Source organism: Sphingomonas sp. ID0503 (genome assembly GCF_048565625.1).
In the GTDB taxonomy this organism is placed as follows: Bacteria; Pseudomonadota; Alphaproteobacteria; order Sphingomonadales; family Sphingomonadaceae; genus JBLZUR01.
Genome location: NZ_JBLZUR010000002.1, coordinates 2,704,466 through 2,722,813 on the forward strand (window position 1 = coordinate 2,704,466; position 18,348 = coordinate 2,722,813).

The 18,348-nt window shown below is 68.0% G+C and carries 14 protein-coding genes, 1 pseudogene and 2 riboswitches; of the genes and pseudogenes, 9 read left to right on the forward strand and 6 right to left on the reverse strand.

Going from position 1 to position 18,348, the window contains the following annotated elements:
• Positions 1-4: 4 nt before the first annotated feature.
• Together ligA and ACM608_RS14260 are read right to left on the reverse strand one after the other, a co-directional pair.
• Positions 5-2,136: pseudogene (ligA, locus tag ACM608_RS14255) on the reverse strand (NAD-dependent DNA ligase LigA).
• A gap of 417 nt (positions 2,137-2,553) precedes the next feature.
• Positions 2,554-3,510 (reverse strand): L,D-transpeptidase, encoded by a 957-nt coding sequence (locus ACM608_RS14260; RefSeq protein WP_419684039.1) that lies wholly within the window; start codon positions 3,508-3,510, stop codon positions 2,554-2,556.
• A gap of 73 nt (positions 3,511-3,583) precedes the next feature.
• Here ACM608_RS14260 and ACM608_RS14265 point away from each other — a divergent pair, with 73 nt between their 5' ends.
• Together ACM608_RS14265 and ACM608_RS14270 are read left to right on the forward strand one after the other, a co-directional pair.
• On the forward strand, positions 3,584-3,973 hold the full coding sequence (locus ACM608_RS14265; protein WP_419684041.1) for a hypothetical protein: 390 nt from the start codon (positions 3,584-3,586) through the stop codon (positions 3,971-3,973).
• Between the two features lie 121 nt (positions 3,974-4,094).
• Positions 4,095-6,089: a TonB-dependent receptor family protein gene (locus ACM608_RS14270; RefSeq protein WP_419684043.1), complete on the forward strand. Its 1,995-nt coding sequence runs from the start codon at positions 4,095-4,097 to the stop codon at positions 6,087-6,089.
• On the opposite strand, the gene ACM608_RS14275 is transcribed toward ACM608_RS14270, so the two are convergent.
• The 3 genes from ACM608_RS14275 to ACM608_RS14285 all read right to left on the reverse strand — a co-directional run bounded on the left by ACM608_RS14275 (position 6,086) and on the right by ACM608_RS14285 (position 9,103).
• Entirely contained in the window at positions 6,086-6,949 is an 864-nt protein-coding gene (locus tag ACM608_RS14275; protein ID WP_419684045.1) for a PEP-CTERM sorting domain-containing protein, read from the reverse strand. The two genes, ACM608_RS14270 and ACM608_RS14275, sit on opposite strands and share 4 nt — an antisense overlap.
• 80 nt (positions 6,950-7,029) lie before the next feature.
• Positions 7,030-8,685, reverse strand: coding sequence for a DNA repair protein RecN (gene recN, locus ACM608_RS14280; RefSeq protein WP_419684046.1), 1,656 nt, complete (start codon positions 8,683-8,685; stop codon positions 7,030-7,032).
• 199 nt (positions 8,686-8,884) lie between these two features.
• Complete coding sequence (locus ACM608_RS14285) at positions 8,885-9,103, reverse strand: hypothetical protein (RefSeq protein ID WP_419684047.1); 219 nt, start codon at positions 9,101-9,103, stop codon at positions 8,885-8,887.
• Positions 9,104-9,266: 163 nt separating this feature from the next.
• On the opposite strand from ACM608_RS14285, the gene ACM608_RS14290 reads away from it, so the two are divergent.
• From ACM608_RS14290 to gcvPB, 5 genes are all read left to right on the forward strand, one after another.
• Positions 9,267-9,713 (forward strand): hypothetical protein, encoded by a 447-nt coding sequence (locus ACM608_RS14290; protein ID WP_419684048.1) that lies wholly within the window; start codon positions 9,267-9,269, stop codon positions 9,711-9,713.
• Between the two features lie 194 nt (positions 9,714-9,907).
• Positions 9,908-9,996: riboswitch (glycine riboswitch) on the forward strand.
• 2 nt (positions 9,997-9,998) lie between these two features.
• Positions 9,999-10,107: riboswitch (glycine riboswitch) on the forward strand.
• Between the two features lie 57 nt (positions 10,108-10,164).
• Entirely contained in the window at positions 10,165-11,322 is a 1,158-nt protein-coding gene (gcvT, locus tag ACM608_RS14295) for a glycine cleavage system aminomethyltransferase GcvT (RefSeq protein ID WP_419684049.1), read from the forward strand.
• Positions 11,319-11,690 (forward strand): glycine cleavage system protein GcvH, encoded by a 372-nt coding sequence (gene gcvH, locus ACM608_RS14300; protein WP_419684050.1) that lies wholly within the window; start codon positions 11,319-11,321, stop codon positions 11,688-11,690. The genes gcvT and gcvH overlap by 4 nt, the downstream gene beginning before the upstream one ends.
• Positions 11,691-11,803: 113 nt before the next feature.
• Positions 11,804-13,171, forward strand: a complete 1,368-nt coding sequence (gcvPA, locus tag ACM608_RS14305; protein ID WP_419684051.1) for an aminomethyl-transferring glycine dehydrogenase subunit GcvPA — start codon at positions 11,804-11,806, stop codon at positions 13,169-13,171.
• Positions 13,168-14,841: an aminomethyl-transferring glycine dehydrogenase subunit GcvPB gene (gcvPB, locus tag ACM608_RS14310; protein WP_419684052.1), complete on the forward strand. Its 1,674-nt coding sequence runs from the start codon at positions 13,168-13,170 to the stop codon at positions 14,839-14,841. Before gcvPA ends, gcvPB begins: the two co-directional genes overlap by 4 nt.
• 228 nt (positions 14,842-15,069) lie before the next feature.
• Here gcvPB and ACM608_RS14315 read toward each other — a convergent pair whose 3' ends face one another.
• Complete coding sequence (locus ACM608_RS14315) at positions 15,070-15,387, reverse strand: endonuclease domain-containing protein (RefSeq protein WP_419684053.1); 318 nt, start codon at positions 15,385-15,387, stop codon at positions 15,070-15,072.
• Positions 15,388-15,640: 253 nt separating this feature from the next.
• On the opposite strand from ACM608_RS14315, the gene metK reads away from it, so the two are divergent.
• Both metK and ahcY read left to right on the forward strand, forming a co-directional pair.
• Complete coding sequence (metK, locus tag ACM608_RS14320; protein ID WP_419684054.1) at positions 15,641-16,849, forward strand: methionine adenosyltransferase; 1,209 nt, start codon at positions 15,641-15,643, stop codon at positions 16,847-16,849.
• Positions 16,850-16,885: 36 nt separating this feature from the next.
• Positions 16,886-18,304: an adenosylhomocysteinase gene (gene ahcY, locus ACM608_RS14325; RefSeq protein ID WP_419684055.1), complete on the forward strand. Its 1,419-nt coding sequence runs from the start codon at positions 16,886-16,888 to the stop codon at positions 18,302-18,304.
• The last annotated feature ends 44 nt before the right edge of the window (positions 18,305-18,348 follow it).

Consider the following 18,348-nt stretch of genomic DNA (forward strand, 5'->3'; position numbering starts at 1 on the left):
GCAATCAGGAAGCGGCCGCCACGATCGCGGCCCAGGCGGCTTCGTCGATCACCTCGATGCCGAATTCGGACGCTTTTGCGAGCTTCGAGCCCGCACCCGGCCCCGCGACGACGAGGTCGGTCTTCTTCGATACCGAACCCGCCGTCTTCGCCCCGAGCGCCTCCGCCTGTGCCTTGGCCTCGTCGCGGCTCATGGTTTCGAGGCTGCCGGTGAAGACGATGGTCTTGCCCGACACCGCCGAGTCGCGGGTTTCGTGGACGGTATCGGCAGGGGTGAGTTGGCCAAGCAGGTCGTTCACCGCGGCGTCATTCTGCTCCTCGGCAAAGAAGTCGACGAGGGCGAGCGCCACCTCCGGCCCCACACCCGGCGTCTCGACGATGGCCGCGAGTTCCTTGGCGGTCCGGGCGAGGAGCTTGTCGTCGCTCTCCCCCACGGCGCGGAGCATGGCGTCGCGGCAATCGACGGCGCGGCCGATCATCGCGCGGAACGCATCCCAGCTGCGATAGCGGCGGGCAAGGTCGCGGGCGGTGACCTCGCCGACATGGCGGATGCCGAGCGCGAAGAGGAAGCGATCGAGCGGCGGGTTCCGCTTGGCGTCGATCGCATCGATCAGGTTCTGCGCGGAGATGTCAGCCCAGCGTTCGCGGGCGAGCAGCCGGTCCTTGGTCAGGCGGAAGATATCGGCGGGGGTGGCGATCAGGCCGTCGCGAAAGAACGCCTCGATATTGGTGATGCCGAGCCCTTCGATGTCGAGGGCGTGGCGCGAGGCGAAATGGCGGAGGCGCTCGACCCGTTGCGCCGGGCAGATCAGCCCCCCGAACAGCGCCAGTCGACCTCCCCAGGCTCCCGCTCCGCCGCCGATCCGCACTCAGGGCATTCCGTCGGGAAGCGCCATTCGTCACGCGCTTCGGCGCGTGTGAGGTTATCGACAATCTGGGGGATGACGTCGCCGGCGCGTTGCAGGACGACGCGGTCGCCAGGGCGGACGCCCAAGCGCTCGATCTCGTCGGCGTTGTGGAGGGTGGCGTTGGTGACGACGACCCCGCCGACCGTCACCGGCTCCAGCCGGGCGACGGGGGTGAGCTTGCCGGTGCGGCCGACCTGTATGTCGATGGCGTTGAGAATGGTCTGCGCCTGCTGCGCCGGGAACTTGTGGGCGATGGCCCAGCGGGGTGCGCGGGCGACCTGGCCGAGGCGCTTCTGCCAGTCGATGCGATCGACCTTGTAGACCACCCCGTCGATGTCGAAGGGGAGGTCGGCTCGGCCCGCCTCAATTGCGCGGTAGTGAGCAAGTGCCTCTTCGAGCGTTTCGGTGCGGACGAAGGCGTCGGAGAGCGGCAGGCCGAACGCCTCGATCGCCTTCATCGCGCCGTATTGGGTGTCGGCGAGATCGGCGGAGACCTCGCCCCAGCCGTGGGCCAGGAAGCGGAGCGGGCGGCTTTTCGTGACGCTCGCATCCTTCTGGCGGAGCGAGCCGGCGGCGGCGTTGCGGGGGTTGGCGAAGCGGCGGGCCTCCTTGCCGGTCTCCGCCGCTTCGGCCGCGAGGCGGTCGTTCAGGGCGGCGAAGTCGGCCTTGGACATGTAGACCTCGCCGCGCACTTCGAGGATGTCGGGGACGGCACTCGCGGGGGTTAGTTCTTGCGGAATGTCTTTGATCGTCCGCGCGTTGGCGGTGACATCTTCGCCGGTGGTGCCATCGCCGCGCGTGAGGGCCTGGACGAGCGCGCCCTTTTCATAGCGGAGCGAGCAGGACAGGCCGTCGATCTTCGGCTCGGCGGTGAGGACCACGGGTTCGCCCTCGCCAAGCTTCAGGAAGCGGCGGACGCGGGCGACGAACTCGGCGACCTCCGCATCGGCGAATGCGTTGTCGAGGCTCAGCATCGGCCGGGCGTGCTGGACCTTGGCGAGGTGACCGGCGGGCGCGGCACCGACCTGGCGCGAGGGGCTGTCGGCGCGGATCAGGTCGGGAAAGGCTGCCTCCAGCGCGGCGTTGCGGCGCATGAGGGCGTCGTATTCGGCGTCGCTGATCTCCGGCGCGTCATCGGTGTGGTAGAGCCGGTTGTGACGCGCGATCTCGGCAGCGAGCGATTCAAGCTCGGCGGCGGCTTCGACGGGGTCGGTCGGGAGGGTCCTCACGCTGCGATACCGCGTCGGAAGTTTGCCAAGTTTACGCTACGTGGCGCGCGGAATCGTCCCCCGTGCGGCCCTGTCGTGCATGGTTCGACTGCCTGAGAGGCCCTGTCGAGTGGCAGCACTTCGACAAGCTCAGTGCCAACGGGGGTGGGGGACGGTTGGAGGGCCATGTCGAGTGACATGGCAAAGGATTTCCAACATTGGTAGTGTCCTGAAGTGGTCGCGTTTGCCGAGGTGAGATGGGTTCACGCGGAGACGCGGAGGCGCTGAGAGGGTTCGCGCGAAACCGCGCCTTGCACGATTTGCTTGAAGGCGCCGAAGGCGCGATCGCCCTCTTCTTCTCCGTGCCTTTGCGCCTTCGCGTGAACATAACAGCCGCGCCGCGATAGACCCCGGATCGAGTCCGGGGTGACGACTTACTCAGTTCCCCGCGCCCTCTATCACTGTGAGCTTCGCGCCGGTGCTGCCCGCGCGGAGGCTGTCGGGGGTGACGACCACCGTCGTGCCGGGCGTCAGGATCGCGGCGACGCGGGCGCGGAAGGTTTCGGGGATGTGAAGGCGGGCGCGCTCGTCCGTCGGCAGTTCGGCCCCCGCCCCCTCCTCCGCACCCGGCAAGGCGACGCGCAGCCAGTGGAAGCCGGCCGCATCCCGGTCGCGAAAGGCGTAGGCGGCGGGTTCGGTCACCGCGCCGTCGATCCGGACGGGCGAGATGCCGATGGTGACGCCGTTCCTGAGCACCAGCATCTGTTCGTCCGCGCCGCTGATGATGATCGAGACCGGACCCTGCGCGACCCCCGATTCCTCCCAGACCGGACGGTCGCTCTCGATCGTGGGCGGCGTGGTGCCGGGCTTCAGCATGGCGGGGGTGGGTGCCACGCGCGGCACCGCCGCCTCGGGCGTGATGATGACGGTGAGGCCGAGCCGGGTGACGCCGTAGAGGAGCTTGGCGAAGGCGAGTGGCAGGCGGACGCAGCCGTGACTGGCCGGATAGCCGGGGAGGTTGCCGGCGTGGAGGGCGATGCCGTCCCAGGTCAGCCGCTGCATGTAGGGCATGGGCGCGGCATTGTAGAGGTTCGACTTGTGGTCGACATGCTTCTGCAGGATCGTGAAGACACCAGTCGGGGTCTCATGCCCGGCCTTGCCGGAGGAGATTGTCGAGGCGGCGATCAGCACGCCGTTGCGGTAGACGAAGGCGAGCTGTCGGCGGAGGCTGACCACCAGGATGATCGGGCCGGCGGGTGCGACCTGCGGCGCCCAGAGGAACTGGCCCGGCTTGAGGCCGGCGATCTGCTCCGCCATTGTGACGGCGAGGGCGGGGGTGGCGAGGATGCCGGCGGCGAGGCCGGTGAGGAGCTGGCGACGGTCAAGAACGAGCATGGGGGCAGGATGGCGCGATTTACCCGCCCCGTCACCTATCGACCTCCCCGATGAGTCGGCCTAAGCGCGGGGCATGATCCGATCCGTGGCACGTCAGCAGACCGGCGCCCTGGCGCTGCTGCTGGTCGTGCTCGCGCTCGGAATGCGGGTGCTGATCCCGGCGGGGTGGATGCCGTCTGCCGACCGCATCGGGATCGAACTCTGCACCTCGGCCGGGCCGGTGACGGTGAAGATGGCCGGCCACGCCATGCACCACGGCAAGCACAAGCCGGCGGAGCGGATGGATCACCCATGCGCCTTTGCCGGTGCGGGTGCGGTGATGGTGGCACCGTTCGAGCCGGTCGATGCGGTCGTGGCGGCGTTCGTGGCGGTGCGGCTGTTCATGCTGCCGAGCGCCGTAGCGATCGGGCGCGGGCTGGCCGCGCCACCGCCGCCGCCGACGGGGCCGCCTTCCACCTTCTGACCGGTTTCGTCGCCCCAGCGGAGGCTGGGGCCGCTATCCGTATGAGCGCCTCAGGTCAAAGCGGCCCCAGCCTGCGCTGGGGCGACGGCTTTTGGCTTGGCGCCCGATCGAAGGTTTTCCCATGTCCATTCGCATTCTCGCGCGCGGCGTTTCCGCCGTCGCGCTTACTGTTGCCGTTCCCGCTCTGGCCGATGCGCCGGAGGATATCGTCGTCACCGGCCAGAAGCTGGCCGAGCAGGCTGAGGTCGAGATCAACCGGACGCCCGGTGGCGTCGATGTGGTGTCCGCCGGTGCCTTCGCCGACAAGCTGGCCGTCTCGCTGCGCGACACGCTGGCATTTTCGCCCGGCGTCTACACGCAGCCGCGCTTCGGGCAGGAGGTCCGCATCTCGATCCGCGGATCGGGGATCAGCCGCGGCTTCCACATGCGCGGGCTGATGCTGTTCCAAGACGGCATTCCCATCAACCTGGCCGACAACAACGGCGATTTCCAGGAGTTCGATCCGCAGGTGTTCGAGCGGATCGAGGTCTATCGCGGCGGCAATGCGCTGAAGCTCGGCGGATCGACACTGGGCGGATCGATTAACGCGGTGACGCCGACCGGGCGGAGCGCGCAAGGCATCGACCTGCGGGTGGACGGCGGAAGCTACGACACCATCCGGGGCAAGGCGGCGATCGGCTTCGCCGACGGGCCGGGCGACGCCTATCTGGCGGTTACCACCGACAATTCGGACGGCGACCGGGATCATGCCCGCCGTCACGCGATCCGCTTCACCGGCAATGCCGGGCTGCAGCTGAGCCCCGCCGTCGAGACGCGCGTGTACGCCAGCGTGAACCATATCGTGCAGCGCCTGCCGGGTGCCCTCACCCGCGATCAGGCGCTGGACGATCCCCGCCTGTCGCTGCCCGGCAACATCGCGGGCGACCAGCAGCGGAACATCGATTCGATCCGTCTGCAGAGCCGGACGCGGGTGGACCTGGGGCCAGGTGCGATCGTCTTCGGCGCGTTCCTGAACGACAAGCAGCTGTCCCATCCGATCTTCCAGGTGATCGACCAGAAGTCGGTGGATTACGGCGCGTTCGGGCGGATCGACTGGGATGCGGGCTGGATCCTCGCGTCGGCGGGCAGCACTGCGCGCTTCGGCCATGTCCAGGCGCGGCAGTACGTCAATGTCGGCGGGCGCAAGGGCGCGCGGACGGCGGATGCGCGGCAATCGGCACAAACGATCGACAGCTATGGCGAGCTGCGGGTGAAGCCGGTGCCGACACTCTCCCTGATCGCGGGCGGCATCCATACGCATGGCGAGCGGGAGGTGGACAACCGGCTGAACCCGCTGCGCAGCGGGCGGGCCGAGTTCGACAGCTTCTCCCCCAAATTCGGCGTCCTGTACGAGCCGCGCGAGGACCTGCAGCTCTTCGCCAATTACAGCCGGTCGGTCGAGCTGCCGGGCTATAGCGAGCTCAACCAGACGCCGTTCGACGCGAGCGCACCGGGCTTCGTCGATGTCGATCCGCAGAAGGCGTGGACCTTCGAGATCGGGACGCGGGGGACGATCGGCATCGCGCATTGGGACCTGACGTTCTACCGCGCGCGGATCCGGGGCGAGATGCTGCAGTTCAGCGCCGGGCGGGTGGACATACCGGCGGCGACGTTCAACGCCGATCGCACCCGGCATCAGGGGATCGAGGCCGGGCTGGACCTGGCGCTCGCACCCTGGGCGCGGCTTCGGCAGGTGTACCAGTATAACGACTTCCGCTTTCGCGGCGACGCGACCTTCGGCAACAGCCGTCTGCCGGTGGTCGCCAAGCACCTCTACCGCGCCGACCTGCGGATCGGGAACGAAGGGCTGAGCATCACGCCGAATATCGAATGGGTGCCGGAGGGTGCCTGGGCGGACTATGCCAACACCGCCAAGGCACCCGGCTATACCCTGTTCGGCATCGGCGCGGAGGCCATGCTGCGCGAAGGGGTGACGGTGTTCGTCGATGCCCGCAACTTGACCAACAAGCACGCGATCGGCGACATCTCTGCGGTGGTGGCGGCAACGGACGCGGCCGCGATCTACTATCCGGTGGAGCGGCGCGCCATGTACGGCGGGGTCAGGGCCCGGTTCTAAGCCGACGCCGTAAGGGCCTGGCGGCGGCGGAGCGTTAGGCCGGTAAGCAGGAAGCCTGTCAGCAGGACCATCCAGCTTGCCGGCTCCGGCACCGCCCGTGGCGGCTCGGCATCGACGCCGCCGCTGGCCGGCGGACGGGGGATATCGGGGAAGGTGATCGGGCCGCCCCCTGGCGCGCCGGGCCCTGCCGTCCCTGGTACGCCGGTGCCGCCGGGCTCCGGACCTTCCGAGATGCCCGGCCCACCGGCCCAGCCACTGCCCCGGCGGGAAGCGCCGCCATCGAGAGCGAGTGCCGCAAGTTGCACCAGCGGGCGCGTTCCGACGCGCGGCGCAGCCGGCGGGATCACCAGGCTCGCGAGATCGGACAGCGGCGCGAACCGGACGCCTTCCTTCAGGGCGAGCTCGAACGCCAGCGGCCCCTCGGCGGGCGGATTTCCGAAGACGGCCTCCTCGTCGGTCCTGCCCTCGATGCCTTCGAGGGAGGAGGAGGTTGCGGACGACGCCCGCTCACGCATCGCTGTCAGATAGGCGAGCACGCCTCCTCCATCATCGGCGTCTCCGTCGAGACGATCCTCCAGCGCGTCGCTCAGCACCTGCGCGGGCACCACGGCCAGCAAGGGCGGCTCGGCCATGGCGGTGAGACGGAACAGCGAGGGTATGGCCATGGCCAAGCCGACGAACAGGATGACGACGAGGAAGACGCCGGCGGCATACCGGGTCTTAAGCGCCTCCGCGCCTGCCGTATCGGATTGTGCGGCAATGGCGATCTTCATGCCGGCGGCCGCCAAAAGCAACAGAACAGCGAGGCCGGCGAGGGCAAGGATGACCGGCAATCCGCCTGGCGCCAGCGTCAACTTCATTCCCCTGCATCGCGGGTATCAAGCGCCCTTTTTTCGAGGACGGAAGAAATAGCTTGGCGGCCAGGAAAGTTCCACGCGGATCAGCCGCCGGCGAGAAGGCGTGCGGCCTGGGCGCGTGCCTCGTCCGTCACCTCCGCGCCTGAAAGCATACGGGCGATCTCCTCGCGCCGTTCGCCCGCGTCGAGCGGGCGGACGCCGGTGCGACTGACCTGACCGTCGCTGCTCTTGGCGATCAGCCATTGCCGGTCGGCTCGCGCCGCCACCTGCGGGCTGTGGGTGACGACGAGGAGTTGGGCCTTGCGTGCGAGGCGCGCGAGGCGGTCGCCGATCGCGCTCGCCACCGCGCCGCCGACGCCACGATCGATCTCGTCGAAGATCATCGTCGCCGCCCCGCCCTCTTCGGCGAGCGCCACCTTGAGCGCGAGGATGAAGCGCGACAATTCGCCGCCGCTGGCGATCTTGACCAGAGGCCCGAAAGGCGCGCCGGGGTTGGTCGACACCTCGAATTCCACACGGTCGCGACCATGTGGTCCCCATTGGCTTTCCGGCAGCGGCTCGACGGCGGTGCGGAAGCGGGCGGCGTCGAGCTTCAAGGGGGCGAGTTCGGCCATGACGGCAGCGTCGAGACGCAGGGCGGCTTCGCAGCGGGTGGCGGTCAGCGCGTCGGCGGCCTCGGTATAGGCGCGGGCGGTCTCGGCGAGCGCCTTTTCGAACGCGGCGATCCCCTCCCCGCCTGCCTCGATGCGCGACAGTCGGGCGGAGAGCTCCTCGGTCAGGGCAGGCAGTTCGTCGGGCTGGACGCGGTGCTTGCGGGCGAGCGCGCGGAGATCGAACAGGCGGGTCTCGACACGCTCCAGCCGATCGGGATCATAGGCCATCGCCTGCGCGGCGCGGGCGAGATGGTCCTCCCCTTCCGAGGCCTCGATCAGGGCGCGATCGAGCGCGGTCAACGTGGCGGCGAGCGCCTCGTGATCGTCGGACAGGCGTTCGAGGCGGCGGGTCGCCTGACGCAGGGCGGGGAGCGCGCCGTCAGGGCCGTCGAGCAGCGTCTTGATGTCGGCGAGATCCTGACCGAGCTTGGCCCCGCGCTGCATGGTGGTGCGCTCTTCGGCGAGGGTCTCCTCCTCACCGGGTTCCGCGCCGAAGCCGGTGAGTTCGGCGACGGCGTGTTCCAGCCATTCGCGGTCGCGCTCCGCCGTTTCCAGCTCTGCCTGTGCCGTCTCCAGCGCCTCGGCGGCCGAGCGCCAGTCGCGATGGGCGCGGGTCACGGCGGCGGTGTCGGCGCGGGCGAAGGCGTCGAGCAGGGCGCGGTGACCGCGCGGGTTGATGAGGCCGCGATCGTCGTGCTGGCCGTGGATCTCGACCAGCATCGTCCCGAGTTCACGCAGCAGGGCCACCGATGCGGGCTGATCGTTGACGGTCGCGCGGCTACCGCCGTCGGCGCGGAGGATGCGCTTGACGATGATCGGCTCGCCCGGATCGACTGTGATGTCGCTGTCGGCGAGGTAGGCCGTGGCGGCCGGCACGAGATCGAAGGTAGCGGTGACCATCGCCCGCTCGGCCCCGTGGCGAACGAGACCGCTATCCGCCCTTTGGCCGAGCGCGAGGCCGAGGCTGTCGAGGAGGATCGACTTTCCCGCCCCCGTCTCTCCCGTCAGCGCGCCGAGGCCGGGGGTGAAATCGAGATCGAGCGCCTCGATGATCACCACGTCGCGGATGGAGAGCCCGGTCAGCATGCGGGGGGTGAGATAGAACAAATGTGGGGTGGGGGGTAGGGGGCGGAACATCCTCCCCCGCCAGGGGGAGGTGGCAGGCGTAGCCTGACGGAGGGGGAGGACGGCCACAACGTGGAATTCAGCGGACACCGCCGCCCTCCCCCTCCGTCGCCTTTGGCGCCACCTCCCCCTGGCGGGGGAGGATTGAGGGTCACGTTTTTCAGATCACCGGGCTGATCGCCAGGCGAACCACCGCGATCGCCAGCACCACGAGGTTCAGGTTCCGGCCCTCGTTCCGGCTCGATACGATGCCGATGGCGACGCCGGCGAGAGGAAGCGGCAGGATCAGCCAGTTCGCCCAGCCGAGGAACGGCAGGAAGGCGACCAGCGCCATCAGCAGCGATACGACACCAAAACCCAACGACACGATGTTCAGCACGGAAGCACTCCTTATCCGGCGAATATGGCAATGGTGTATTGCTTATACAAGACACCTGTGAAAGGATGCTCTCGCCGACCGCCCGCACCGGCGCGATCGCTGGGCGTGATTAGTCCCCACGCCCGAAGCGGTGCGGGCGGGAGGCAACCTGTGGAGAGATCGAATGCGCCACACTGCTTTGCTGCTCCTCCCCTTAGCGCTCGCCGCCTGCGGCAAGCCCGATCCGGACGTGCCCGGCAACGGCACCTTCGCGATGGATGTGCCGGGGTTCAAGGCGAGCGTGCAGGTGCCGTCCTTCGGCGACATCAACGCCGCCATGGATATCAACGGCCTGACGCTGCACGAGGGCACCAAGATCGGCGGCATCAACGTGCAGGCGGGCGAGGACGAGAAGGGCAGCGTGACGATGCAGTTCGCCGATCCGACCGCCGGGCCGGCGGCGCTGATGGACTATTATCTGAAGCAGGCGGCGGAGCACGGGTTTGCGGTGACGGTAAAAAGCCCGGACGGGCTGACGCTGACCAAGGGTGACGACACCGTGCGGTTTACCTTCGCGCCGAAGGGTGCCGGCTCGACGGGCACGATGGTGGTTATGGACGGGTCGAAGTAGGCTTCTCCGTCCTCGGAACGTCCCTCACTTCCGTTCGCGCCGAGCCTGTCGAAGCGCCAGTGAGGCGGCCCGGCGCTGGCCCTTCGACAGGCTCAGGGCGAACGGCGTCGCAGAAAACGGCGTTGGAGAAGCCGCCCTCCGTTGACACGAATCAACCCCTCGGCCACCGTCCGCTCGTCGTCGGGGGCAACCCCGGTGGCCGCGCGGGAGAAGGTGGGCTTGCCTGCCGCCGAAGGAGCAACCGCCCCGGAATCTCTCAGGTCACAAGGACCGCGCGGGCATTCGTAACGACGCTCTGGAAAGCAGGGGGCCTTTCAGGCTCGCCTCACCGAAGGGGTAACCCCGGACCACGATCCGGGGGAAAGCTCTCAGGTTCCGTGACAGAGGGGGCAGCGATGCGTTGGGCCATTCGGGCCGCGCCGTTCGCTGTCCAATGTCACTGGAGATCATCGTGAGCGAGACCGACGACCAAGGCCCGCAGGAACCGCCCCAGCCGCTGCCGCTCGATACGTGGCACCGGGATCGCGGCGCGCGGATGGTGCCGTTCGCAGGCTATTCGATGCCGATCCAGTATGAGGGCATCATCGCCGAACATAATTGGACGCGCAGCCATGCCGGGCTGTTCGACGTCAGCCATATGGGGCAGCTCGCCTTTTCGGGCGAGACGCCAGACGTCGATGTCGCGGGCGCGCTGGAGGCGCTGCTGCCCGGTAACATCAAGGGCATCAAGCCGTATCGGCAGAAGTATTCGCTGCTCCTTGACGAGGAAGGCGGCGTGCTGGACGATTTGATGATCAGCCACCGGGGCGAGGAGCATGGCGGCGACTTCTACATGGTCGTGAACGGCGCGACGAAGTGGGACGACATCGCCCATCTTCGCGAGCATCTGCCCGACGACGTGGTGATGAACTTCATGGAGGATCACGCGCTGCTCGCCCTGCAGGGGCCGGAGGCGGGCGTGGCGCTGGCGCGGCTGGTGCCCGAGACGGCGGGGCTGTTCTTCATGGAATGCGGGCCGTTTCGCTGGGAGGGCCACGACATCTGGGTCAGCCGGTCGGGCTATACCGGCGAGGACGGGTTCGAGATCAGCCTGGATGCGGAGATCGCCGAGGCCTTTGCCGATGCGCTGGCCGCCCTCCCCGAGGTGAAGCCGATCGGCCTTGGCGCGCGGGATTCGCTGCGGCTGGAGGCGGGGCTGCCGCTTTACGGGCACGACCTCGACACGCGGGTGACGCCGGTGGGCGCGGGCCTGACCTTCGCAATCCCCAAGCGGCGACGCGAAGAAGGCGGCTTCATGGGCGCGGCCCGCGTGCTGAAGGAGTTGCAGATGGGTGCGCCCGCCCGCTGGGTCGGTTTCCGCATCGACGGCAAGGCCCCGGCGCGGGAGGGGGCGCATGTCTTTTCCGGCGATCTGCAGATCGGGACGCTGACCTCCGGCGGCTTTGCGCCGACGCTGGGCGCGCCGATCGCCGCCGGTTGGATCGCCACCAATTTCGCCGAGCCGGGCACGGCGGTCGAGATCGAGGTGAGGGGCCGGCGACTGCCCGCCACGGTCTCCGCCATGCCCTTCGTCCCCCACAACTACCATCGTCGCGGAGCCGCCAAATGACCGTCTATTTCACCAAGGACCATGAATGGATCTCGGTCGAGGGATCGACCGCCACCGTCGGCATTACGGACTATGCGCAGGCGCAATTGGGCGACATCGTCTTCGCCGAAGTGCCGCCCGCCGGCACCGCCGTCGAGAAGGGCAAGGAAGCCGCGGTGGTCGAGAGCGTTAAGGCGGCGTCCGACGTCTACGCGCCGGTGTCCGGCACGGTAACCGAGGCGAATGGCGAGCTGGAGGGCGATCCGGCGCTGATCAACACCTCGCCCGAGCGCGAGGGCTGGTTCTTCCGGCTGGAGCTGTCCGATCCGTCCGAGCTCGACGGCCTGATGGATGCGGACGGCTACAAGGCGTTCGTGGACACTCTCTGATGTCGTCGCCCCAGCGAAGGCTGGGGCCGCTGTGTTGTTAGGCGCGCCCTTCACGTCGATGCGATGCCAGCCTTCGCTGGCGTGACGGACAGGGTGACAGTCGAGGATTGACGATGCGCTATTTGCCCCTTTCCGATGCCGACCGTTCGGCGATGCTCGCCACGATCGGCGCATCGTCGATCGACGATTTGTTCGTGGATGTGCCGGAGGCGGCGCGGCTGTCCGGCCCGATCGCGGGCCTCGCACCCCATGCGTCGGAGCTGGCGGTCGAGCGGCATATGTCGGCGCTGGCGCGCAAGAATCTGGCGGCAGGGGATGCGCCGTTCTTCCTCGGCTGCGGGGCTTATCGGCATCATGTACCGGCGTCCGTCGATCACCTGATCCAGCGCGGCGAGTTCCTGACCGCCTACACGCCCTATCAGCCGGAGATCGCGCAGGGGACGCTGCAGTTCCTGTTCGAATTCCAGACGCAGGTGGCCCGCCTGCTCGGCACCGATGTCGCCAACGCGTCGATGTACGACGGGTCGACCGCCTGCTGGGAGGCGATCGGGATGGCGCGGCGGATCACCAAGCGCGGCAAGGCGGTGCTGTCGGCGGGGCTGCACCCGCATTACGTGTCGGTCGCGAAGACGATGGCGAAGTTCACGGGTGACGTGCTGGATTATGCGCTGCCCACGTTGACCGGCGGCGCACCGGGTGGCGACATGGCGCGCCTGCTCGACGCCATCGACGCGGACACGAGCTGCGTCGTCGTGCAGAACCCGAACATCCTCGGCCATGTCGCCGACCTGTCGGAGCTTGCGGCGGCGGCGCATGCCAAGGGCGCGCTGCTGATCGCGGTGGTGACCGAGCCGGTGTCGCTGGGCCTCGTCCGATCGCCGGGCGAGATGGGCGCGGACATCGTCGTCGGCGAGGGGCAGTCGATCGGCGTGGGCCTGCAGTTCGGCGGGCCTTATGTCGGCCTGTTCGGGTGCAGCGAGAAGTACGTCCGCCAGATGCCGGGGCGACTCTGCGGCGAGACGGTGGATGCGGAGGGAAAGCGCGGCTTCGTGCTGACGCTCTCCACCCGCGAGCAGCATATCCGGCGCGAGAAGGCGACGTCGAACATCTGCACGAACTCGGGCCTCTGCGCCCTCGCCTTCTCCATGCACATGACGTTGCTGGGCGAGACGGGGCTGCGGACTTTGGCGGAAATCAACCATGACAAGGCGTCAGCGGCAGCGGATGTGCTTGCGGCCGTGCCGGGCGTCGAGCTGGTCAACGATACCTTCTTCAACGAGTTCACGCTGAAGCTGGCGGGCGACGCGCGGACGGTGGTGCGCAACCTTGCCGACAAGGGCATCCTCGCCGGCGTCTCGCTGGGGCGGCTCTATCCCGACGCGGATGATCTGTCGGGCGGCCTCGTCGTTGCCGTCACCGAAACCACCACCGAAGAGGACGTCGAGACCCTTGCCTCCGCGCTCCGGGAGGAACTGGCATGAGCATCAACGCGAGCGGATGGAAGCCGGAGATGGGTGCGGCGGGTAGCGATCAGGCGGCGACGTTCACGGGCAATCGCGCGCTGATGCTGGAAGAGCCGCTGATCTTCGAGCGTGAGGATTACGGGCGGACTGGCGTGGACTTCGAGGACTTCATCCTCCCTGAGCGCAGCTCGGGGAGGGGGACCGCCGCCGAAGGCGGTGGTGGAGGGGCGGCGCAGCCGTCGCTTCGCGATACCGCTCCACCGTCCTCCGGACGATCCCCCTCCCCGAGCAAGCTCAGGGAGGAGCTGCTCAGAACCAAACCCATCAACCTGCCCGGTCTGACCGAGCCGGAGGCGGTGCGGCATTACACGCGGCTTTCGCGTCAGAACTACGCCATCGACCTGGGGCTGTTCCCGCTCGGTTCCTGCACGATGAAGCACAATCCGCGCCTCAACGAGCGGATGGCGCGGCTGCCCGGCTTTGCCGACATCCACCCGCTCGCGCCGCAGTCGACGGTGCAGGGCGCGCTGGAGGTGGTGCACCAGCTCGCCCATTGGCTGATCACGCTGACCGGCATGAGCGCGGTGGCGATGAGCCCCAAGGCCGGCGCGCATGGCGAACTCTGCGGCCTGCTGGCGATCCGTGCCGCGCTGGAGGCGCGGGGTGATGCGCGCTCGGTGGTGCTGGTGCCGGAGAGCGCGCATGGCACCAACCCGGCGACAGCGGCCTTTTGCGGCTACAAGGTCGAGGATATTCCCGCGACGCCCGAGGGCCGGGTCGGCCTGGAGGCGCTGAAGGCGCGGCTTGGTCCTGATGTGGCGGCGGTGATGATCACCAACCCCAACACCTGCGGCCTGTTCGAACGCGACATGAAGACGATCGCCGACGCGGTCCATGCGGCGGGCGCTCTGGTCTATTGCGACGGCGCGAACTTCAACGCGATCGTCGGCCGGGTGCGGCCGGGCGACCTCGGTGTCGATGCCATGCACATCAACCTGCACAAGACCTTCTCCACCCCGCATGGCGGCGGCGGGCCGGGATCAGGGCCGGTGGTGCTGTCGGCGGCGCTCGCCCCCTACGCGCCCTTGCCCTTCATCGAGAAGGACGGCGACAGCTTCCGCCTGGTCGAGGAGGAGACGGCGGGCGAGCATCACGCCGGCACCTTCGGCCGGATGGTCGCCTTCCACGGGCAGATGGGCATGTTCACCCGCGCGCTCACCTACATCCTCAGCCACGGCGCGGACGGCTTGCGTCAGGTGGCGGAGGATGCGGTGCTCAACGCGAATTATGTCCTGCGATCCTTGGAGGACGTGCTCGACGCACCTTTCGGCGAGAGCGGGCCGTGCATGCACGAGGCGCTGTTCTCGGACGACGGCCTCGCCCAGGGCTTCACCACGCTCGACATCGCCAAGGGCCTGATCGACGAGGGCTTCCACCCGATGACCATGTACTTCCCGCTGGTCGTCCACGGCGCGATGCTGGTCGAACCGACCGAGACCGAAAGCAAGGCCGCGCTCGATCAGTTCATCGGCGCGTTGCGATCGGTGGCGGAACGGGCGAAGGCGGGTGACGCGGCGCTGAAGGCGGCCCCGATCCACGCGCCAAGGCGGCGGCTAGACGAGACGCTGGCCGCGCGAAAGCCGGTGCTGGTGTATAAGGAGCCGGTGCAGGCGCTCGCGGCGGAGTAGGTCTCGATAATCCTCCCCCGCCAGGGGGAGGTGTCGCCGACAAGCGACGGAGGGGGAGGTTGGCGAGCGGCCTGATCCTTACCCACCGTTTTCCGAACTACGAACCGCGCCGCCGCCCTCCCCATCCGTCAGGCTACGCCTGCCACCTCCCCCTGGCGGGGGAGGATCAGACTGCCTCCATCCTCCCCCGCCAGGGGGAGGTGGCACCGAAGGTGACGGAGGGGGAGGTCAGCGGCCCGCTCCATCCTTTCGCGCCGAAGCCACCTCCAAGATGTGCCGAACAACGCCGTCGAGGTTCGCCAACACGTCGGTCGCAGTATACCGAACCACCAACACCCCGCGAGCCGCCAGCCAAGCATCCCGCGCCTCGTCCCGCTCCGGCCGATCCCCACGCGAATGCGCCTCGCCATCGACCTCGACCGCCAGCATCGCCTTCGCACAGTAGAAATCGAGCACATAGCGCCCGGCCGGATGCTGCCGCCGGAACCGCAGGCCATGTGCGTTCCGACGCAGCGCCAGCCACAGCGCGATCTCCGGCGGGGTCATCGCCCGCCTCAACCGGCCAGCTGCCGACCGTGCGTCGTCCGATCCGTCCAGCCGCACCGCCGCCGTCCCCCTCCGTCAGGCTCCGCCTGCCACCTCCCCATTGCGGGGGAGGATTGACTTTGAACCTGCTGCTACGCCTCGATCAACAATCGGGTTTGCTGTTTCCTTTATATAACGCCGTCTTTATATGTGCCGGCCGGATCGGGCACGCCCCGCGCCTTCGACCTGTCACATCACGAGCGGAAAAGACCGAATGAGCAGAGCTTCCTACCTCTTCACCTCTGAGTCGGTGTCGGAGGGGCATCCCGACAAGGTTGCGGACCAGATCTCGGACGCGATCGTCGACCTGTTCCTGTCGAAGGACCCGGAGGCGCGGATCGCCTGCGAGACGATGACGACGACGCAGCTGGTCGTGCTGGCGGGCGAGATCCGGTGCAAGGGCGTGTACGAGAACGGCGAATGGGCGCCCGGCGCTCAGGACGAGATCGAGAAGACCGTGCGCGAGACGGTGAAGCGCATCGGTTACGAGCAGGACGGTTTCCACTGGAAGACCTTCCGCTTCGAGAACAACCTGCACGCGCAGTCCGCGCATATCGCGCAGGGGGTGGACGCCAGCGGCAACAAGGACGAGGGCGCGGGCGACCAGGGCATCATGTTCGGCTATGCGGCGAACGACACGCCGGACCTGATGCCTGCGACGCTCTATTACAGCCACAAGATCCTGGAGCAGATGGCCGCCGACCGCCACAGCGGCAAGGCACCCTTTCTGGAGCCGGACGCCAAGAGCCAGGTGACGCTCCGCTATGAGGGCAGCACCCCGGTCGCCGCGACCGCGATCGTCGTCTCGACCCAGCACGGCAAGGGCTATGACCAGGGGAGCAAGGAGGCCGAACTCCACGCCTATGTGAAGTCGGTGGTCGCCGACGTGATCCCGGCCGAACTGCTCAGCGACGAGACCGTCTACCACATCAACCCGACCGGCAGCTTCGAGATCGGCGGTCCTGACGGCGATGCGGGCCTGACCGGCCGCAAGATCATCGTCGACACCTACGGTGGTGCCTCCCCGCATGGCGGCGGCGCGTTCAGCGGCAAGGACCCGACCAAGGTCGACCGTTCGGCCGCCTACATCACCCGCTATCTCGCAAAGAACATCGTCGCCGCCGGTCTCGCCCAGCGCGTGACGATCCAGCTGTCCTACGCGATCGGCGTGGCGAAGCCGCTGTCGCTCTATGTCGACACGCACGGCACCGGCACCGTCGGCGACGACGCGATCGAGGCGGCGATCGGCAAGATCGAGAAGCTGGGTGGCCTCACCCCGCGCGGCATCCGCACCCATCTCGGCCTCAACAAGCCGATCTACCAGCGGACCGCCGCCTATGGCCATTTCGGCCGCAAGCCCGAGGGCGACTTCTTCCCCTGGGAGCGCACCGACCTGATCGAAGACCTGAAGGCGGCGCTCTGAGCGCCCCTCACCCCGACCAAGATAAGGATTGATATGATGGCCACCGCCGCAATCGAAAAGAAAGACTATGTCGTCGCCGATATCGGCCTCGCGGACTTCGGCCGCGCCGAGATCCGCATCGCCGAGACCGAGATGCCGGGCCTGATGGCGCTGCGCAGCGAGTTCGGCGCATCCCAGCCGCTGAAGGGGGCGCGGATCACCGGATCGCTGCACATGACGATCCAGACCGCCGTGCTGATCGAGACGCTGACCGCGCTCGGCGCCGACGTCCGCTGGGCGACGTGCAACATCTTCTCGACGCAGGACCATGCCGCCGCCGCGATCGCCGCGACGGGCGTGCCGGTGTTCGCGGTGAAGGGCGAGAGCCTGGCCGATTACTGGGACTATGTCGGCGACATCTTCAACTGGGGCGCGGACACCGACGGCACCACCGCCAACATCATCCTGGACGACGGCGGCGACGCGACCATGTTCGCGCTGGTCGGCGCGAAGCTGGAGGCCGGCGGTTCGCTCGGCGAGCCGGAGAATGACGAGGAAGTCGAGTTCCAGCGCGCGCTGAAGGCGTTCGTCGCCAAGTATCCGGGCTACCTGACCCAGACGGTCAAGAACCTGAAGGGCGTGTCGGAAGAGACCACCACCGGCGTCCACCGCCTGTACGAGATCGCCAAGAAGGGCGAGCTTCCCTTCCCGGCGATCAACGTCAACGACAGCGTCACCAAGTCGAAGTTCGACAACCTCTACGGCTGCAAGGAGAGCCTCGTCGACGCGATCCGCCGCGCGACCGACGTAATGCTGGCCGGCAAGGTCGCCTGCGTCGCCGGCTTCGGCGATGTCGGCAAGGGCTCGGCCCAGTCGCTCCGCAACGGCGGCGCGCGCGTGATGGTGACCGAGGTCGATCCGATCTGCGCGCTGCAGGCGGCGATGGAAGGCTTCGAGGTCGTGACGATGGAAGAGGCGGTCGAGCGCGCCGACATCTTCGTCACCGCGACGGGCAATGCCGACGTCATCACCGCCGATCACATGAAGGCGATGAAGCCGATGTCGATCGTCTGCAACATCGGCCATTTCGACAGCGAGATCCAGATCGCAGCCCTGTCGAACTACGAGTGGAACGAGGTGAAGCCGGGCACCGACCTGGTGAAGTTCCCCGATGGCAAGCAGATCATCGTGCTCGCCAAGGGCCGCCTGGTGAACCTCGGCTGCGCCACCGGCCACCCGTCCTTCGTGATGTCGGCCAGCTTCACCAACCAGACGCTGGCGCAGATCGAATTGTGGACCAAGGGCGAGCAGTACGCCAACCAGGTCTATGTGCTGCCGAAGCACCTCGACGAGAAGGTCGCGGCGCTGCACCTCGAAAAGCTCGGCGTGAAGCTGACCAAGCTGACCCACAAACAGGCGAGCTATATCGGCGTGACGCCGGAAGGTCCGTTCAAGCCGGATCACTACCGGTACTGATCCTGCCCAAGCGGGTATGACATTCAGGGCGGCCGGGCTGACGT

Coding starts and splice junctions, on each gene's coding strand:
- ACM608_RS14260 (WP_419684039.1), bottom strand. CDS start 3,510: ATGCTCGTTCTTGACCGTCGCCAGCTCCTCACCGGCCTCGCCGCCGGC.
- ACM608_RS14315 (WP_419684053.1), bottom strand. CDS start 15,387: ATGACCCCGCCGGAGATCGCGCTGTGGCTGGCGCTGCGTCGGAACGCA.
- gcvH (WP_419684050.1), top strand. CDS start 11,319: ATGACCGTCTATTTCACCAAGGACCATGAATGGATCTCGGTCGAGGGA.
- metK (WP_419684054.1), top strand. CDS start 15,641: ATGAGCAGAGCTTCCTACCTCTTCACCTCTGAGTCGGTGTCGGAGGGG.
- ahcY (WP_419684055.1), top strand. CDS start 16,886: ATGGCCACCGCCGCAATCGAAAAGAAAGACTATGTCGTCGCCGATATC.
- gcvPB (WP_419684052.1), top strand. CDS start 13,168: ATGAGCATCAACGCGAGCGGATGGAAGCCGGAGATGGGTGCGGCGGGT.
- ACM608_RS14275 (WP_419684045.1), bottom strand. CDS start 6,949: ATGAAGTTGACGCTGGCGCCAGGCGGATTGCCGGTCATCCTTGCCCTC.
- gcvPA (WP_419684051.1), top strand. CDS start 11,804: ATGCGCTATTTGCCCCTTTCCGATGCCGACCGTTCGGCGATGCTCGCC.
- ACM608_RS14290 (WP_419684048.1), top strand. CDS start 9,267: ATGCGCCACACTGCTTTGCTGCTCCTCCCCTTAGCGCTCGCCGCCTGC.
- ACM608_RS14265 (WP_419684041.1), top strand. CDS start 3,584: ATGATCCGATCCGTGGCACGTCAGCAGACCGGCGCCCTGGCGCTGCTG.
- recN (WP_419684046.1), bottom strand. CDS start 8,685: ATGCTGACCGGGCTCTCCATCCGCGACGTGGTGATCATCGAGGCGCTC.
- ACM608_RS14270 (WP_419684043.1), top strand. CDS start 4,095: ATGTCCATTCGCATTCTCGCGCGCGGCGTTTCCGCCGTCGCGCTTACT.